The organism is Bacillus sp. OTU530, assembly GCF_038440375.1.
Map to the genome: position 1 here is coordinate 18,786 of NZ_JASATP010000054.1, position 17,260 is coordinate 36,045.

Here is a 17,260-nt window from a genome sequence, read left to right on the forward strand (position 1 = left end):
TGTAGGGATAGGTGTCCCGATTTATGTCTACAAACAAGTACACATTAGTTGGAGGGTTACGCATGCTTGGTGAACAATTTCGAAGTACTATCGGAGGGATAGTTTCAAACTCCTGAAGATTGTGCCTACGTTTACTTCTATTTATGAGATACGCCCCGTTTGAGTATTTAGAAAACTTTCGAAAAAATGTGTTGAAATTTTATAAAGTACAGGATAAAATGAAGACAACGAAGGAAATCGATAACCCTAGTGAAGTTGGATTTGAAAGCGTTTTTAATTGGTTTTTTGCATGAAAGTAGCGAAATGTTGACAAAAAAGTTGGGTTTTTTTGCTGGATGTTCACATTTTATTTCTTAATAAGGGGGATCGATAATCCTTGATTGTTCAAAAGAGAGCTTTGGAATAACAATAATAACATGTGTTGCAGCTATTGTTTATTCGCTTTTATAGGAAAGATATAAAGTTACTAATAATGATAAAATGTAAGCGTTATATCTTGGGGTTTAAGGTGATTGTAGGAGAAGAGGGTATTCAGGCGAATGAGTAACGATCTGTTATGAAAGATGCACTATTATTTATATGTATTCGCCTTTGTAAAGCCAAAAATGTGATATTCAACAGGCCATAGATTTATTTTTTTCTGTCTATGGTATGGTACTAAGGGAGTTATATATGAAGCTAAAAGCAATAGGATGTTTAGTTGGGGCTTAAATAAAATGTATTCGTGGCCCTGCCATTGTACTATGCTTCATTAAATTTAAAGATATACAGATAGCGCATTATTAATCTTTTCTTAAATCAAGGAAGGAGAAGGAGGAATTTCTATGGGGAACCAAAATTCATTTTTACGTACGATTATCCTAGTCTCGACTTTCGGAGGACTGCTCTTCGGATACGATACAGGCGTTATCAATGGTGCCTTGCCTTATATGTCTGAAGCACTTGGTCTTAACTCACTTACGGAAGGTCTTGTTGCGAGTTCACTTCTTTTTGGTGCAGCATTAGGCGCAGTATTCGGTGGCCGATTAGCAGATTATAACGGTCGTCGTAAAAGCATTCTGTTTCTTGCAGTATTGTTCTTTATTTCAACGCTTGGATGTACGCTTGCTCCGAATGTTGAGGTTATGATTCTTTGCCGTTTCTTGCTAGGACTTGCTGTAGGGGGAGCATCTGTAACAGTTCCGACCTTTTTAGCGGAAATGTCACCTGCAGAGAGCCGTGGCCGCATGGTTACGCAAAATGAACTAATGATTGTTAGCGGACAGTTATTAGCGTTTGTTTTCAATGCCATTCTTGGTAATACAATGGGCGACAACTCGCATATTTGGCGTTACATGCTAGCTATAGCAGCACTTCCAGCTATCTTTCTATTCTTTGGGATGATTAGAGTGCCTGAGAGCCCGCGTTGGCTTGTAGCAAAAGGGAAAAATGCAGAGGCTTTGAAAGTTCTCCAAAAGATTCGTGAGGAGAAGCGTGCTAAATCAGAATTGCTTGAAATTCAAGCAGCTTCCGCTCAAGAAGAGGGAATGAAGAAAGCAACGTTTAAAGACCTGAATGTGCCATGGGTGCGTCGTATTGTATTTTTAGGAATTGGAATTGCTATTGTACAGCAAATTACAGGCGTTAACTCGATTATGTATTACGGTACTGAAATCCTTAAAGATGCCGGCTTTGCAACAGAGGCTGCACTTATCGGTAATATTGCAAACGGTGCCATTTCAGTTTTGGCAACTATTGTTGGGATTTGGCTCCTTGGAAAAATGGGCCGTCGACCAATGTTAATAACTGGTTTGGTAGGAACTACGATAGCGCTTCTTCTTATTGGGATATTCTCAAATGTGCTTGAAGGATCTCCAGCACTTCCATATGTTGTGCTTGCTTTAACAGTTACATTCCTTGCCTTCCAACAGGGAGCTATTTCACCTGTAACATGGCTTATGCTCTCAGAAATATTCCCGCTACGATTACGCGGTCTTGGTATGGGTGTTACTGTGTTCTGCCTTTGGATAGTGAACTTCCTTATCGGTTTGGTGTTCCCAGTATTGCTTGAGAAGGTCGGTTTGTCCACGACATTCTTCGTTTTCGTAGCTCTAGGAATTGGAGCAATTACATTTGTGCATAAATTCTTGCCAGAAACGAAAGGGCTTACACTTGAGCAGCTAGAACAACAATTCCGTAATCACAATGGCCAAGATGCTCAGGAATCTTTAAATCAGATTGAGGCTTAGTCAAAGTAAAGCTAAGGGACATACAGTAATAAATCCTTAAAAAGTGGTGTAGTGGGAATTGACGGGTCCTGGTGAGAAAAATTAAGGATAGTTGCAATCTGACTATAAACCAGCGACATATTAGTAGTCATACCTGAAAAAGGTATGGAAACAGATGAAAAGACCGCAAAGGATTTCTCTTTAAGGAAAGCTTTTGTGGTCTTTTCACGTTTCAAAGCCTTGCTGTGAAGTGTGGAGAGAGTGGACTCATAGAAACGAAGCTTCCACTTAAAGAAAACTCGCCGATTGGCGAGCCCTGCTTATACTGTATTCTTAAAATTTCTCGCTACGTCGAGTTGGCTTCCGACTAGAAATTTATACTTTCTTACGGTGTAAAGAACCTATGATATACTTAGTCAGGTAGACAAGTAACCGGAATTGGGAGAAATAGGATGTTCCATTATTAGAAGAAAATATATATCAGTTGAAAGAGAGTGGAGAAATGAAGCTAACCATTTATGATATTGCAAGGGAAGCGGGGGTATCTGCTACTACCGTTTCTAAGGTAATTAATAATAAGGGACGGATCAGTGAAAAAACGAGAAAAAAGATTACGGCGATTATAGATAAGCGTCACTATCAGCCCAATGTATTAGCTTCGGCAATGAAGGGAAAATCCACTTATACTATCGCATTATTAATTCCTGACGCAGCGAACCCTATATATGCCCAATATTTAAAATATATAGAGGAATACGGGCAAGAGTTGGGCTTTAGTGTTGTCATGTGCAGTACCGGAAGTGACCCTGAAAAGGAAGCTAAGCATATTACATTACTAAAGCAGAAACGTGTTGACGGATTTATTATTGCTTCTTTCTTTAAAAATGAACCGGTTTTGAGACAGTTAATTGAGGAGGAAATCCCACTAGTATTTATTGCTTTTCATCGACCAGAACTTCCAGTAGGCAGTGTGGCCGGCGATGATTATTTAGGCGGTTATGTTGCCACTGAGCATTTGTTGTCTCTAGGACACTGTAGAATTGGAATTATCGCAGAGGAAGGAACAGCAAGTGGAGCAGAGCGCCCAAGGGGATACGAAAAAGCTTTAATAAATGCGGGAATAGAGGTAGATAAAAACTTAGTCATGACAACTACTGACCCGACAATTGAAGGAGCCCGGCTGTGTGCTAGAGAGTTGCTTACTAATAGACAAAGGCCTACGGCAATTTTTGGGTGTAATGATATATTAGCTATTGGCGCTATTATGGCAGCAAAGGAGCTAGGGATTAAGATACCAGAAGAATTATCTATTATAGGGTTTGATAATGCTGTGATGTGCAAGGTTGTAGAACCTCAGTTATCTTCTATAGATATACCGATACATGAAATGGGAAGAAAGGCGATGGGGCTCTTAATTCAACAAATTGAACAAAAGGATAACACGAGACAACGTATCTCTTTGCTCCCAGAACTTGTTATTCGTCAGTCAACAGCAAGACTTAATGAAAGAGAATCGATATAGAATTCAACTTCTATCAGCAGGGGATTTCCCCACTGCAAGCGGCAGTTGAATCTACCCACCACTTAGCTTCGCTTGAAGTGGGGGCTTGCGAGTAATCAGCAGTACCGACGGTCTAAGACCTCCTACCTTCGAGTGTCCTCTGCATCATGGGCGTGTTGACAGTCGCCCTACTGCAAGAGCCATACTCAAGCAGCAACCGCTACGCAGCGGCTTTGTCCAGTAGCAGTACTCATATTTCCACACATACTGGACAGACGAGTTACGTCTAAGATTTTACGGTTGCAACGAGATTCCTGCAACCAACCTCATATCTTAGGTTGTCAAAGAACGAAAAGAGTGCCTTTAGCGAAATTTCGCCTAACGGTTTTCTCCTATCCAAAATATACCACAAAGGAGGATGTGCAGGAAGGGTTTTGCTACGCAAAATCGTGCATTCCTCCCGACTTACTCATTGGGCTTTGCCCTTCACATTCCTTGAAGTCGGGGTATCCTGCACTCTAAAAAGAACTAAGCATAGGCAGTTTGCCTATGCTTAGTTCTTTTTAGAGTGCGCTTTCTATCAACTTCGCAAGAGTGGTAAGGGATAAAAATCATAATTCGAGATATCAGGAACTCGATGATATCAACTAAGGAGAGGTACATATATACAAAGGGGCACTTTCAACCATCTCTACAGAGTTATAGAGCTATAATTATAAAAATGATTTGAATATAAATTTTTTTGGAAAAAAGTCATTGAAATATTATGGCTTATAGGATAGACTAAAGACAACTCAGGGTAATCGATAACCCGATAAAGAATAGATAAAGAATACGGTTACATTTTATACAAAATAAGGTGGAGAAAAAGTAATGTAGCAGGTAATGTTTCTTAAAATTAATATATTTTCATTTTATGAAATAACGAGCGATTAGATAACTATTAGGAACCTATATAACCTGTTAATTTATGAGTTATAATATGATTTCGAACAGTTTATAGATGAGTTCTGCTTTATTTTAGACAGACTTTACCTGTTAGTGAAGTTTTCCTTTTTTTACTATAGGAAAGTATAAATTTCCAGCTAGAAACGAATTCGACATAAGCGAGAGTGTAATGAGAATTAGAGGATAAGTTTTCAAAAAAATCGTATCCAAAGCTTTGGTATTAAACATTCAATTATTTAATATCGGCTATATATACCATATTAATAAAGGAAAGAGAGGATGGATGTTTCATGATAGAAAGAAAAGTTGTTATCCAACTCCAGCCTGGTCTTCAGGCTCGATATGCAAGTCAATTTGTAAAAAAATCAACTTCCTTTAACAGTGAGATAAATATTATTAAAAATGAGAGGGTAACACCTGGGAAAAGTATTATGGGGGTAATGACCTTAGCCATTAGAAATGGAGAAGAAATTACCCTGCTTGCAAATGGAAGCGATGAACAAGAGGCCGTTGCAGCTCTAGAAAGGTTTCTTTCTGGAAGGGAGAGCTAAACATATTACAGCACTTATATCGGCAGGCTAACCCGGTAACTTCCGGTTTAATCAATAATATGGCTGATAGAAAAAGAAGGTAGGACGGCATGTTCTGATGAGAAATGTGTAGTTTCAACTAGAACTGAATGAAGAGATGCAACAAATTAATCGTTTTTTTCGATAATAACAGATAAATGAAGTTTCAAGTAAAGGGACATGCGTATCCTTAATGTTGTAAAAATGCAAAACTTTGATGACAGGGAGATAAAAGATGAAAAAGAAGCTGCGTATCCTATTGATTAGTTCGTTGTTTCTAGTCATTTTAATAGGATGCATAGTCAAATTCTGTAAAGCAGAGGATAAACCTAAAGTAGTTGTTGTTTTAAAAGATTTTAATTCTGAATACTGGGAAATCACTAAAGCAGGAGTGGAAAAGGGGTTTCGGGATTTTGACGTAGACGGTAAAGTGATCGCACCTAAAGACGGAACAGTAGAGTCACAGCGAGATATGTTAGAGAATGTTCTAAAAGAGAAGCCAGATGTATTAATAGTCTCTCCGACTTCTCCAGATCGCATCATTCCTGTATTGGGAAAATTTGTAAAAACGAATATTCCCGTATTGCTATTAGACACATACGATCCATGGAAAGACAAAACTGCATATATTGGTACGGATAACCTTAACCTGGGCAGAATAGCCGGAGAATTATTAGCTTCACATCTGCAGCCTGGAGATGAAGCGGCCTTGATTGGCGGAGATATTCCAGTGATAGGTAAGCGAATAGAAGGGGCTAAAATGAGCTTAGAAGCTGCAGGGATCAAAATAGCGGCAGAAAAAGTAGGATTATCAGATCATGCTGAGATAACCAGAAAAGCAACGGAAACGATTTTACGGGATGACCCTGATGTTAAAGGCATCATTACCACAAATGACATCGTGGCTGTAGATGCATTAAAGGTTATTAAGGATCATGGGCTTAAAATACCAGTCATAGGAGCAGATGGAATTATCAAAATGATTAAGTTAATAGAAGATGGAACATTAACTGATACAGTCGCACAAAATCCTTATGATATGGGGTATCTAAGCATTGAAACTGCATTGAAAGTCATAAAAGGAGAGGACGTTAAAAAAAATATTGATACGGGCGTAGATGTTGTCAGCCAAGATAATGCGAAGCTGAAATTAGACTTTCTGAAAGGATTATTGAAATAAGATTCTGGTACAAATACAATGAAAGTTTGAAAAAATAAGTAGATTTTTTTCGGAATCCTACCTTATGCTGTACATCTAAACAGCTGATGTATAAATTCTTGCGGATTTTTGACGGACTTCTCCTGTAAGAAAACTTGCTTCTTTCGAGGCATATGCATCGCTTCTATACTATTCAATATCTTTCTTTTCTTGCTCGATTAACAGAGGCATTCCTGTAATAAGGGATGTCTTTATTTATCATTTTCCGACAGAAGACCCCCACTTCAAGCACGTGATGGGTGTAGCCCAGTGGTAAGTGGGGGATGAATGTCGGCTAGGCAATCGCCTAGCATATTTGGTGAATAGGGACATGTAAATAGACAAACGTATGTTCTTTTGGTAATATATAATTACCAAAATGAACCAGAAGGGAGAAGGAGGGAATGAAGAAGTGTTATTTTTCCAATCGAATCTATAAATACACGGTCTTTCGCGATGTGAATCAGGAACTTTCTCACTCTCTCCAGCTATATAACCAAGCGATGCGAGCAGCCTATGCCTGGCAGACAAACCATCTGCGCACGGGAAACAAGCCGTATGAAGGCAGTCTTCATCTAGCAATTAAGAAACGATTCCAACTGGATGACTACTATGCGAATAGCGCAGTTCAACAAGCAAACGCTCTTCGTACATCGCAAAAGGAATTACAGGTGTTGTATCTGAAACAGATAGATGTTACCCTTCAATCCATTCAAAAGAAACTAAAAAACGAGCGCAGTAAGCTCACGACATTACGGAAAATGAAGCAGTCGATTATGGTTGGAAAACCGAAGCTGCACAAAAGAATGGGGTATCGGGTGCATCAAACCGCTTCCGGCACGGTATATGCGCATCATCGTAAGAATGAGACGCACATTTGGTTCTCTCTCTATCTGTTTGAACATCGGCATCTAGATAAAGAAATCAAACACCTCAAGGTAAGAATCGGACAACTCCAGCATCGTCTCCTTCGGCAGGAGCAGAAAAAGGAGAAATTGAAACAGACGATTTCTTCTGCTTTGTTTGGCTCTCGTTCCTTCTTTCGTAAGCAATATACAATGGATCAGGATCAAAAGAGCCATGCAGCATGGAGACAAGCATTCCGTCACAAACGAAATGCCCGGATGATCATCTCTGGACGGAAGGATGCGAAGTATGGGAACTTTGTGTTCCAATATGATGCGCCAAGCCAAACCTTACATATCAGAAGTACCACGGGGCGAGCGCTTGTACTTCCGTATGTGTATTTTCCTTATGGACAAGATCGGGTGCAAGAATCCATCGCCACGCAGCTTTCCTGTCAAAATAAAAAGAAGGATGGCCAGTCAATGGGTTGGTCCATCGAAGACCATGGTACGTACTACATCATCAAATGTATCGTAGAAGAGCCAGAACATCCTCATCTCAATCACTCAAAAGCAGATGGTGTCATCGGTGTGGACGTCAACTACAATCATATTGCCTTCTCCAACGTGAATGGACAAGGACAATTACTTTCCTCCTCTTGTCTCTATTTCTCCTTAGAAGGAAAACGAAGTGGACAAATCACAAAAATTCTAGAAGCAGAAGCGATTCGTTTGGTGGACATCGCCGTTCAAAGGAATAAGCCGATTGTGTTAGAGATATTAGATACAACTCTATCAAAGTCTGCCGGCCGTTACCGCAATCGGAAGCAAAACCGAAGGATGAGCATGTTTGCCTATAAAAAGATGCAGGATAGCATTCACAGCTGAGCTGCTAAAATGGGAGTCGCTGTGTTTGAAGTGAATCCTGCCTTCACCAGCCAGATCGGGAAGATGAAGTATATGAAACAGATGCATATTTCCATCCATCAAGCAGCCTCTTATGTCATTGGCAGACGCGGCATGAACTTGAAGGAACAGGTGCCAAAGGGACTGCAAGTCTATACAGAACGCAAGGATGGGGAGCACCATTGGAAGCAATGGAGTGTTTTGACGAAGGCATTCAGCGTACTTCGTTCGCACCTATTCTATCATGTATCAGACCAATCTTATCCATTATTCAACAAGGAGATTTGTAACTATGGGCTGACACAAGCAGAACGTGATAGTTTGCAGAAGTATGTACCGAAAGTTTGGTTAGAAGAAAGGGAAGCCTGACTTCGTTTGGAATGGCATCAGCTGTTCTTGCATCACCATCATTTTGCCGCAAAGGCCAGAGGATCTAGCTCCAGAATGGTGGGTGCATTGGTGCAAGAACATCGCAACACGTATAGGGTGAAAAAAGAGAAGCAACTATCACTACTTGTATGAGACAAGGCCACCTCGGTGACTTTGTCACGTACAAGAAAGTGTGAGCTCTCCCTATTTGCCCTATGAGAAGCCTGTTGAACGGCTCTGTATTTCGCTTCCTAGGAAGAGGATACAGAATCTCCCACCTCAAGGAGCGTTAGCGAGTAGGTGGGGGTAGTTCAATGAGCAAACGAAGCACCTAATTACTTTGAAAATATTAGATCCCATTTTCAGAAAGACTAAAGAAACGATACTTGAGATTAATAAAAATAACTTACATGCTATCTATTCATCTGACGAAATCTAAGTTAATTTAGGAATATGTTTCAATTTTGGAGGAATGGACGGATATGTTGAAAATACGGAACGTAAAAATGAAAGATTTACCTGAACTTGTAGTTATTGAACATTGTTGTTTTACAGAAGAAGAGGCTGCGACGAAAGAAGCATTTGAAAAGCGCATTCAATTGATTCCGGATAGTTTTTTTGTAGCTGAAAAAGATGGTGTGATAGTGGGTTTTGTCAATGGGCCGGTCATTGGAACAGCATTCATTACAGATGACTTATTTGGTAATGTAAAGGAAAATCCAGCATCTGGCGGTCACCAAAGTGTTTTAGGATTAGCAGTGTCCCCGCATTTTCAAAAACGAGGTGTGGCATTAGCGTTACTTACACATCTTGAAAAAAATGCAAGAGAGAACAACCGTGAAACGATTACACTCACTTGTAAAGAGAACTTAATTCGCTTCTATGAAAGCTATGGATACCGCAACCTCGGGGTTTCAAGTTCTGAGCATGGTAGAGTCATTTGGTACAACATGAGTAAAAAATTGCAGTGAATGTTTTATCGCCTCTAAATCAGAGAACTGCGCCATCTTATCGCCCTGAATGCAGAAAGCGATAAGGTCTGCGATTAAAATCGATAAAAAGCCAAAATTGAGGAACACCTGAGAGAATTAAAAAAGAATGTTTTTTAAACAAATGGAGGCTTTTCTAAAACAAAGCAATATTATTGATCTTCAGAATTCAGACATAATTGATAAAAATAGAGTTAGCCATAATATACAAGAATTCATTTATAACTAGTATATTATGGCCTGTTTTTTGTGTGAAAAATATTTCGAATTCACTTTCCATTCCTTATTGAGGGTGAAATGAAAGTGATGCATATGTTGAAAAAATGACAGCTCCAACAAGGGATAAGGTCTGTCCAGAGTGAGGTTGAATTCGTACATAAACGATTTGAAGTAGTATCATAAATCACAGCTGAAAAGGATACCGAAGCTCTATATTTCTAACCAATCATATCTGCACCAGAACTGAAAATTGAATGAAATACGGTATGGCTTTGTCAAAAATTTCACTAAACTAGTAAAATTAGTTTTATATCTAGAATAACTGAATTTGATAAACTTTTATTTGTAAAGGCTTTCATGATGAAAATTAAACAACTGTAGGGGGAAAGATGATGAAGAAAAAGTTATGGGCTCCATTGCTTTGCATTGTAATGTCTACTGTTATGCTGGCAGGCTGTGGAGGAAGCAGTGACACTGAAAAAACATCGTCAGGTTCGAAACAAGCTGAAACGGTCACTATTAAATTTCATACTTTTGGGAACGAGGAATCTTACAATTGGAAAAGCACTATTGCTGCTTTTGAGAAAAAGTATCCGAACATCGACATAGTGACGCTTAGTGGTTATTCAATCTAACAATATATATCAGCGATTTTGGATTGAAAATATAAGATTTTATCACGTATTTCTGTAGTAGGGGAGGAAAGCAATGAAGCTAGCTTTTTCAACGTTAGGATGTCCGGAATGGGATTTAGATACCATTATTTCAAATGCAGTTGAAAATGGGTATCATGGTGTAGATTTTCGAGGATATTTAGGAGAGCTTAATATTTTTACATTCCCCGAGTTCTCAACTAATATAAAAGAAACGGCACAAAAATTTCAAGATGCATCTTTAGAAATACCATGTTTTTCGAGCTCGATACAATTATTTACCACATCACATGAGGAGTTGGGACAGTACTTACATGAATTAAGGAGATATGCGCAGCTATGCCAATATTTTAACACACCATATATACGGGTTTTTGGCGGAACGATTATAGACGTAGACCGAAGCAAGGCAGTTGAAATTGTAGTTGAAAATCTAGTGGAAATGCTGAAAATAGCCGAGGCTTTCAATGTAAGCCTCGTTATTGAAACACATGATGATTGGACAAATTGCGAACATATTGCAGAAATTGTTGAAAGGGTCAATTCTGATTATCTACACGTGTTATGGGATGTCCATCATCCTTTTAGAACAGCGGATGAGGATCCTGTTCTAACATGGGACACTTTAGGAAAACGGATCAAATATACTCACTGGAAGGATTCGTATGTCAACTACCCACCACTTAGCTTCGCTTGAAGTGGGGGCTTGCGAGTAACCAGCAGTACCGACGGTCTAAGACCTCCTACCTTCGAGTGTCCTCTGCATCATGGGCGTGTTGGCAGTCACCCTACTGCAAGAGCCATACTCAAGCAGCAACCGCTACGCAGCAGCTTTGTCCAGTAGCAGTACTCATATTTCCACACATACTGGACAGACGAGTTACGTCTAAGATTTTACGGTTGCAACGAGATTCCTGCAACCAACCTCATATCTTAGGTTGTCAAAGAACGAAAAGAGTGCCTTTAGCGAAATTTCGCCTAACGGTTTTCTCCTATCCAAAATATACCACAAAGGAGGATGTGCAGGAAGGGTTTTGCTACGCAAAATCGTACATTCCTCCTCGACTTACTCATTGGGCTTTGCCCTTCACATTCCTTGAAGTCGGGGTATCCTGCACGAAAAATCTGATGAAGAAGGATACGGATCGGGGTTACCAGCTTTGTTTGCTTGGAGAGGGGGATGTTCCTTTGCAGCAAATGCTGCAGCTATTAGTGGAGAAAGGCTATGAAGACTATTTTACTCTGGAGTGGGAGAAAAAATGGTGCCCTGAAATCGAAGAGCCGGAAATTACTTTTAAACAGTACATAGAGTTTATGAAAAGCTCTTTTGCTAGAATTTAAGCATTTACTTACACTGCAGGGTCTTCAGGTTTGAGATGCTAGATATTTTGTGCAAAAGGCATCAATATTTAGCAATAAGATAAGCTTTATTTAACAGATTTCCGAAAGAATTCCCCTTCTTCAAGCCTGTGAAGGGCGAGACCCAGGGATAAGGAGGGATGAATTTCGGTTAGATGCGGTCTAAAGTATTGTATTGTAGAAACGTACGTTCTATGATGGTTATATATGGAAGGTTCATTTACATAACGGGGAGTTTTGAGAAGGAGATATAAACCATGTTATTAAATAAGGATCAAAAACTTTTATTTATTGGGGATTCGATTACGGATTGTGAACGAGTGAAGCCGGAAGGAGAGGGTTTGTTTGGTGCGCTAGGTAAAGGATATGTATCCTTCATCGACGGGCTCCTGCAGTCCGTTTATCCGGAATTGGGGATTCGAGTCGTCAATAAAGGGATTAGCGGAAACACAGTTCGGGATTTAAAGAAAAGATGGCAAGAGGATGTGCTTAATCAGAACCCAGACTGGTTAGCGATTATGATTGGTACAAACGATGTGTGGCGACAGTACGATCTTCCGTTTATTAAGGATCAGCATGTGTATTTGGATGAATACGAGGACACGCTACGGAAACTGATTAAAGAGACAAAATCGTTTGTCAATGGGATTGTATTGATGACTCCTTTTTATTTAGAAAGTAATGAACATGATGCAATGCGTCGGACAATGGATCAATATGGGGAAGTTGTAAGACGTATCGCCGAAGAAATGGACTGTATCTTCATAGATACACAAGCTTCGTTTAATGTAGTGTTAGAGCAACTCTACCCGGCAACATTAGCATGGGACCGTGTCCATCCAAGTGTTGCCGGTCATATGGTGCTGGCGAGAGCCTTCTTGAAGAAGATTGGATTTGATTGGAATAAAATGTGACCGAGTCTTATGATTGGGGTACAGTCGCATACCCGTCGAGATATTTTAACCATATCCTTTATACGGGGAATACGTTATCCTTTTAGCTGAATTATTGGAAAAGACAGTATTTTTTAGGGTGGTAGTTAGTTTTTTTATAGTTTGTAGAAGAGCAGGAGGGGAAATTTTGGGTATTCAACAAATTGAGTTTCTAGAAGGAATTGCATATGAAATAGAAAATGAGTGTTTTAAAGCCATCATTCTTCCAGAGGAAGGCAGTAACCTGATTTCTCTTTTCGATAAAAAGAAAGGAGTGGAACTGCTAAGGGTTCCAAAAACAAAAGAAGAGTATGACGGCCGCAGAATGTTATACGGAACACCTGTGTTATTTCCGCCAAATCGGATAGAAGATGCTGTGTTTCAGTTCGATAACCGGACGTACATGTTGGATATGAACAGACCAAAAGAGAATGTGCATATTCACGGATGGGTTCATAACAAAAAGTGGACGGTGAGCAGGATAGATGATAGACATGATACACTCACTACGATATTTGACTCCAGTGACCATCCAGACATTTTACGGCAATTTCCACATGCATTTGTATTAGAGATGACTGTTCATTTGACAGAGAGAGGTGTTACACAGACTTTAAAAGTCATCAACAAAAGCAGCGAGGTAATGCCTGTAGGTGTCGGCTATCATACAACCTTCAATTTCCCGATGGAGAGTGCTAAGCTTTACATGGACTTGAACATGTATTGGGAATTGAATAACAGAAATTTGCCAACAGGGAAGCTATTAGATGTTCCATACAAAGAAGAATTGAAAAACGGCATGAAGCTGAAAGGGCTTGCTTTAGATGATGTTTACCCACTAACAGATAATCACAAAGCTGTTATGGAGCACCCTGCTTTAGGCTTAAAGGTTACATATGAGGCTGTAAGCGGTTTTAGACATTGGGTTCTATTTACTGCCGGAGGGCAAGAAGATCTTCTTGCTATAGAGCCGTATTCATGGGTGACCAATGCCCCGAATATTCCTTTATTGGAAGAAATCACGGGGCTTTATGGATTGAAGCCTAATCAAGAGAAGATCTTTACAACACAAATTCATATAGAACATTTTTAAACAAAATGGATAGCGGAGCTAGGGAATTTCACTATTCCGTAAACTACTTTGATTTAGTCCCTTGAATCATGGTGTTGAAAAAGTCGGTTGTCAAGCCGACTTTTTTGAACCGCACCTCCAATTGTTAGTTGTGAAATGTGAACCCGTTTTTTTAGATTATTGGCGTCAGATTTACAATTCGGTAGTTCCGGCTCCTTTTTTTTGTTCCACCCCTCGTGACAAATAGGAAGAAGTTGTTAAATTCAGATTAAAAAGTAATAGTTTACTTAGATTAACGGGGGCGGTGCTAAACTGTCAGCGTTTTTTCTCATTGTGTAAACGAAAGTAGTTAAGCTTTAATAAGTATTGTAAGGTAACAATAGACTTGTTTAGTTGCTTTTTACTGAACTTAAAGAATGCATTGTTTCAAGGAAAGAAATTCTTATTAAGTTAACGCGGCATCATTCATCTTGTGCCTGTATTTAATTTTTAACTTACAGTGGATTACTTAGTTATCCTTCGGCATTTGGCTGGTGATTGGTTTAATCTTTTATCGTTTTTATGGATCTAGAAATAGTATCTTGAAGAATGAAATGCAATAAATAAATGAAAGCAGATTGTATATGTACGATACAATCTGCTTTTTTCTTAGGTGACATAAGTGATTAGAAAGGGCAACCAACTTAGGGGTAGATTCAATTTTAGTTTTTTTGAAAAAAGAAATACTATCCACGAAATCCGATGAAGAAAATTTGATGGAGGAATAGTCGTGGAAAATTGTAGAGGAGTTATGACTGAATTATTATTAAACAATTAGATGTAGTTACACTACGTTGAGGAAACTTCAAAAAAATAGCCTTTGCTCTGAAATGGAGCTGGCTATTTTTTAGTATTTTATGACGGATGGGACAAAGAAATAGATTCAGAGATTTCTTTAGGAAAGGCATCTAAAAATGCAACTCCATGATTCTCCGGTTTTAGCACGGAATATTGATATTTAGGGAATAAATACACCCACATCAATTATTCCATAAATCTCTTTTGAATACAATGAACCAACTTTTATGTCACTTAACTGTCTGTTCCTTTTAAAGTAGACTTTAAGGATACCATGAAAGTTTGGTATCACTGTCTAATGGTTGGACTTTAATTTCAGCACTCAAGGTATTGAACCATTTGCTTAAAATTTCTTCTTTTGCTAGATTTGCATTGTCATCGTCTTCCCAAATTACATGAGAAAACCAAGCTCCAGTTGCCCATTCAAATTGTAGCTCAGCAAATGCAATCTTAGGGTGCCTAACTTGCGCAAAGTTACCATTTACTGCAGAAACCACAGTAGATGCTTGCGGTAATAATTCATTTTCAATCTTTTCTTTTATAATAGTATCTTCAAGTTGATTCCACATAACTAAACTGCCATTCTTCAATAATGACTTTTAACGATAAGGCTCGATTGTAGAGCAAACACACGTAGAAAATGATCAAACTTTATTTCGAAGCAATATTAAGAAGGAAAATGATATGTAGAATTTTATGCAAAAAGTAGAGAGACTTGTAAAAAGATCGGGAGATCAAAAGCCGCGCCGCCAGGGCATTGCATAAAATCCTGCATATTTGATAATGTTCGGATATGGATAGAACCCCAGTATTGGCGCGGATTTCTTAGGGAATCTCACTTCTGGTAATGACGCGTTATGTTAACTTCACATGAATACAGTGTGCATCCAAAAATCTAAACAAAAAATTTCCTTTAGTGGTACAATTAGGAACTTAAGAGATAGTTAGTAAAAAATATGTGACAAGAATCTTTGGAGGGAGGTGTTCATAATGGTCTCCAAAAAGTTTATCGTTTCATTCTTATCATTTGTTTTGATTTCCCTATTAATTTACTGCATTGGTCATATGTTTACTATTCCTATGTTCATGTACCGATACGAAGAAATTGATAACGTAAATGGTTATTATATGCAAAGCGGATCAATGCTTCCCTTGTTGATAGGTTGGATCATTAGCTTTTTTGTTGGGAAGATTTATATTCACAGATTAAAACAATAATCCATCCGCTGTTCTCTGAAGTCCTCCTTCAGAGAACAAGAGGGGTTTGCTAAAGAGGAGAGATACAAATGAACGAGAAAAAAACTTTAATGACAGCATTAATTGATAATGGATTCTTAACTTCAATATTTGTAACGCTTATTGGAATTCTCTCGCTTGTGTATGTCCTTATCTAACCGAGGACTGCATCCTGATAGCAAAGCGAACACGAGACTGTTTAACTGGAGGATGTTTTTTGTAGACTCCTAGATACATTGAATTCCGATAATGCGGGATTATGTTACCCCCCCCCCATGAATATCCTGTGCATCCAATTTTTATAACAAATAACTTCTTCCAGTTGTTAAAATTAAAGAAAAAGGGAGCTGTTACTATAGAAAAAACATTTGATTTTTATATAGACGAGGAAACAGAAAAATGTATAATAACCAAGCTTCGGACTGCTGGTTGTGTTTTTGCAGAAGATGAGGCACAATTGCTTATCTCAGAAGCACAAACACCAGAAATACTAGCCGATATGCTGGAACAACGAATAGCCGGTCTTCCCTTAGAACACATCATCGGTTGGGCAAATTTCTGTGGTCTTCGGATAGTGGTAGAACCAGGTGTTTTCGTCCCTCGTCGCCGTACCGAGTTTCTTGTCCAACAGGCAGCTCAATTTGCTATGCCGAGAGATATCATAGTTGACTTATGCTGTGGTACGGGTGCGGTGGGTACCGCACTGGCTACAATCCTAGAACAGATCGAGTTGTATGCGGTTGACATAGACCCCGCCGCAGTGCGATGTGCCCAGCGCAATATTAATTGGATAAATAGTAACGTGTACGAAGGTGATCTCTACCGTCCACTTCCGACTAAACTACGTGGTTACGTCCAAATCTTGATCGCAAACGTACCCTACGTACCTACTGGGGCAATTAAGCTGTTACCTCAGGAAGCCCGTAAACATGAGGCGAGGGTTGCACTCGACGGTGGAGAGGATGGGCTGGACATTCAGAGGAGAGTGGCTAATGAAGCACTACTCTGGCTAGCGCCCGGCGGCCATCTACTTGTCGAGACTAGCCAACGACAGGCATTGCAAACCGTTGAGATATTTGCTCAAAATGGACTAATCCCACAGGTGACAAATTGTGATGAACTTGACGCTACTGTCGTAATCGGAACTAGACCATTCCTTTAGAATGAATGCGGACAGCTGGAGGTTACCACGAATAAAAGCCGAAGAATCTATGAATTCCTAAGATTTTATCCGTACTTTCGATATCGTGAATTATGTTAATATGAAGCTCCTCCAGATCTTTACTGGAGGTTTTTTTATAGGTTGCTAGATACATTGAATTCCGATAATAAGGGTTTATGTAATTTGACAAGTATACAATATGCATAAATTTTATTCTTTTTTGGAAACGTAAAATTGTACTGTTTATAAGAAAACATA

General features: G+C 39.1%; 15 protein-coding genes. 14 read left to right on the forward strand and 1 reads right to left on the reverse strand.

Annotated elements, in window-relative coordinates; translation table 11 throughout:
* Positions 1–824: 824 nt before the first annotated feature.
* The 12 genes from AAHB12_RS26050 to AAHB12_RS26105 all read left to right on the forward strand — a co-directional run bounded on the left by AAHB12_RS26050 (position 825) and on the right by AAHB12_RS26105 (position 13,788).
* Positions 825–2,228 carry a sugar porter family MFS transporter gene (locus AAHB12_RS26050; RefSeq protein WP_342048098.1) on the forward strand — a complete coding sequence of 468 codons (1,404 nt, stop codon included), beginning with the start codon at positions 825–827 and terminating at the stop codon, positions 2,226–2,228.
* Between the two features lie 481 nt (positions 2,229–2,709).
* Positions 2,710–3,729 (forward strand): LacI family DNA-binding transcriptional regulator, encoded by a 1,020-nt coding sequence (locus tag AAHB12_RS26055; protein WP_342048100.1) that lies wholly within the window; start codon positions 2,710–2,712, stop codon positions 3,727–3,729.
* 1,217 nt (positions 3,730–4,946) lie between these two features.
* On the forward strand, positions 4,947–5,207 hold the full coding sequence (locus tag AAHB12_RS26060) for an HPr family phosphocarrier protein (protein WP_342048102.1): 261 nt from the start codon (positions 4,947–4,949) through the stop codon (positions 5,205–5,207).
* 253 nt (positions 5,208–5,460) lie between these two features.
* Positions 5,461–6,405 carry a sugar ABC transporter substrate-binding protein gene (locus tag AAHB12_RS26065; RefSeq protein WP_342048103.1) on the forward strand — a complete coding sequence of 315 codons (945 nt, stop codon included), beginning with the start codon at positions 5,461–5,463 and terminating at the stop codon, positions 6,403–6,405.
* Between the two features lie 422 nt (positions 6,406–6,827).
* Positions 6,828–8,156 (forward strand): IS200/IS605 family accessory protein TnpB-related protein, encoded by a 1,329-nt coding sequence (locus tag AAHB12_RS26070; protein ID WP_342048104.1) that lies wholly within the window; start codon positions 6,828–6,830, stop codon positions 8,154–8,156.
* 72 nt (positions 8,157–8,228) lie between these two features.
* Positions 8,229–8,543: a hypothetical protein gene (locus AAHB12_RS26075; protein WP_342048105.1), complete on the forward strand. Its 315-nt coding sequence runs from the start codon at positions 8,229–8,231 to the stop codon at positions 8,541–8,543.
* A 482-nt stretch (positions 8,544–9,025) separates the two neighbouring features.
* Positions 9,026–9,514 carry a GNAT family N-acetyltransferase gene (locus AAHB12_RS26080; protein ID WP_129731934.1) on the forward strand — a complete coding sequence of 163 codons (489 nt, stop codon included), beginning with the start codon at positions 9,026–9,028 and terminating at the stop codon, positions 9,512–9,514.
* A 626-nt stretch (positions 9,515–10,140) separates the two neighbouring features.
* Positions 10,141–10,386, forward strand: coding sequence for a hypothetical protein (locus AAHB12_RS26085; protein ID WP_342048108.1), 246 nt, complete (start codon positions 10,141–10,143; stop codon positions 10,384–10,386).
* Between the two features lie 73 nt (positions 10,387–10,459).
* Entirely contained in the window at positions 10,460–11,101 is a 642-nt protein-coding gene (locus AAHB12_RS26090; RefSeq protein WP_342048109.1) for a sugar phosphate isomerase/epimerase family protein, read from the forward strand.
* A gap of 431 nt (positions 11,102–11,532) precedes the next feature.
* Complete coding sequence (locus AAHB12_RS26095; protein WP_342048110.1) at positions 11,533–11,745, forward strand: hypothetical protein; 213 nt, start codon at positions 11,533–11,535, stop codon at positions 11,743–11,745.
* Between the two features lie 275 nt (positions 11,746–12,020).
* Positions 12,021–12,677: an SGNH/GDSL hydrolase family protein gene (locus tag AAHB12_RS26100; protein ID WP_342048111.1), complete on the forward strand. Its 657-nt coding sequence runs from the start codon at positions 12,021–12,023 to the stop codon at positions 12,675–12,677.
* Positions 12,678–12,843: 166 nt separating this feature from the next.
* The gene (locus AAHB12_RS26105) at positions 12,844–13,788 is read left to right on the forward strand and encodes an aldose 1-epimerase (protein WP_342048112.1); all 945 of its coding nucleotides are present in this window, start codon (positions 12,844–12,846) and stop codon (positions 13,786–13,788) included.
* 1,079 nt (positions 13,789–14,867) lie between these two features.
* Here the strand turns inward: AAHB12_RS26105 and AAHB12_RS26110 are convergent.
* Positions 14,868–15,173: a hypothetical protein gene (locus AAHB12_RS26110; protein WP_342048113.1), complete on the reverse strand. Its 306-nt coding sequence runs from the start codon at positions 15,171–15,173 to the stop codon at positions 14,868–14,870.
* Between the two features lie 421 nt (positions 15,174–15,594).
* Here AAHB12_RS26110 and AAHB12_RS26115 point away from each other — a divergent pair, with 421 nt between their 5' ends.
* Both AAHB12_RS26115 and AAHB12_RS26120 read left to right on the forward strand, forming a co-directional pair.
* Complete coding sequence (locus AAHB12_RS26115) at positions 15,595–15,822, forward strand: hypothetical protein (protein ID WP_129732017.1); 228 nt, start codon at positions 15,595–15,597, stop codon at positions 15,820–15,822.
* A gap of 397 nt (positions 15,823–16,219) precedes the next feature.
* The gene (locus AAHB12_RS26120; RefSeq protein WP_342048117.1) at positions 16,220–17,002 is read left to right on the forward strand and encodes a putative protein N(5)-glutamine methyltransferase; all 783 of its coding nucleotides are present in this window, start codon (positions 16,220–16,222) and stop codon (positions 17,000–17,002) included.
* Positions 17,003–17,260: the final 258 nt, after the last annotated feature.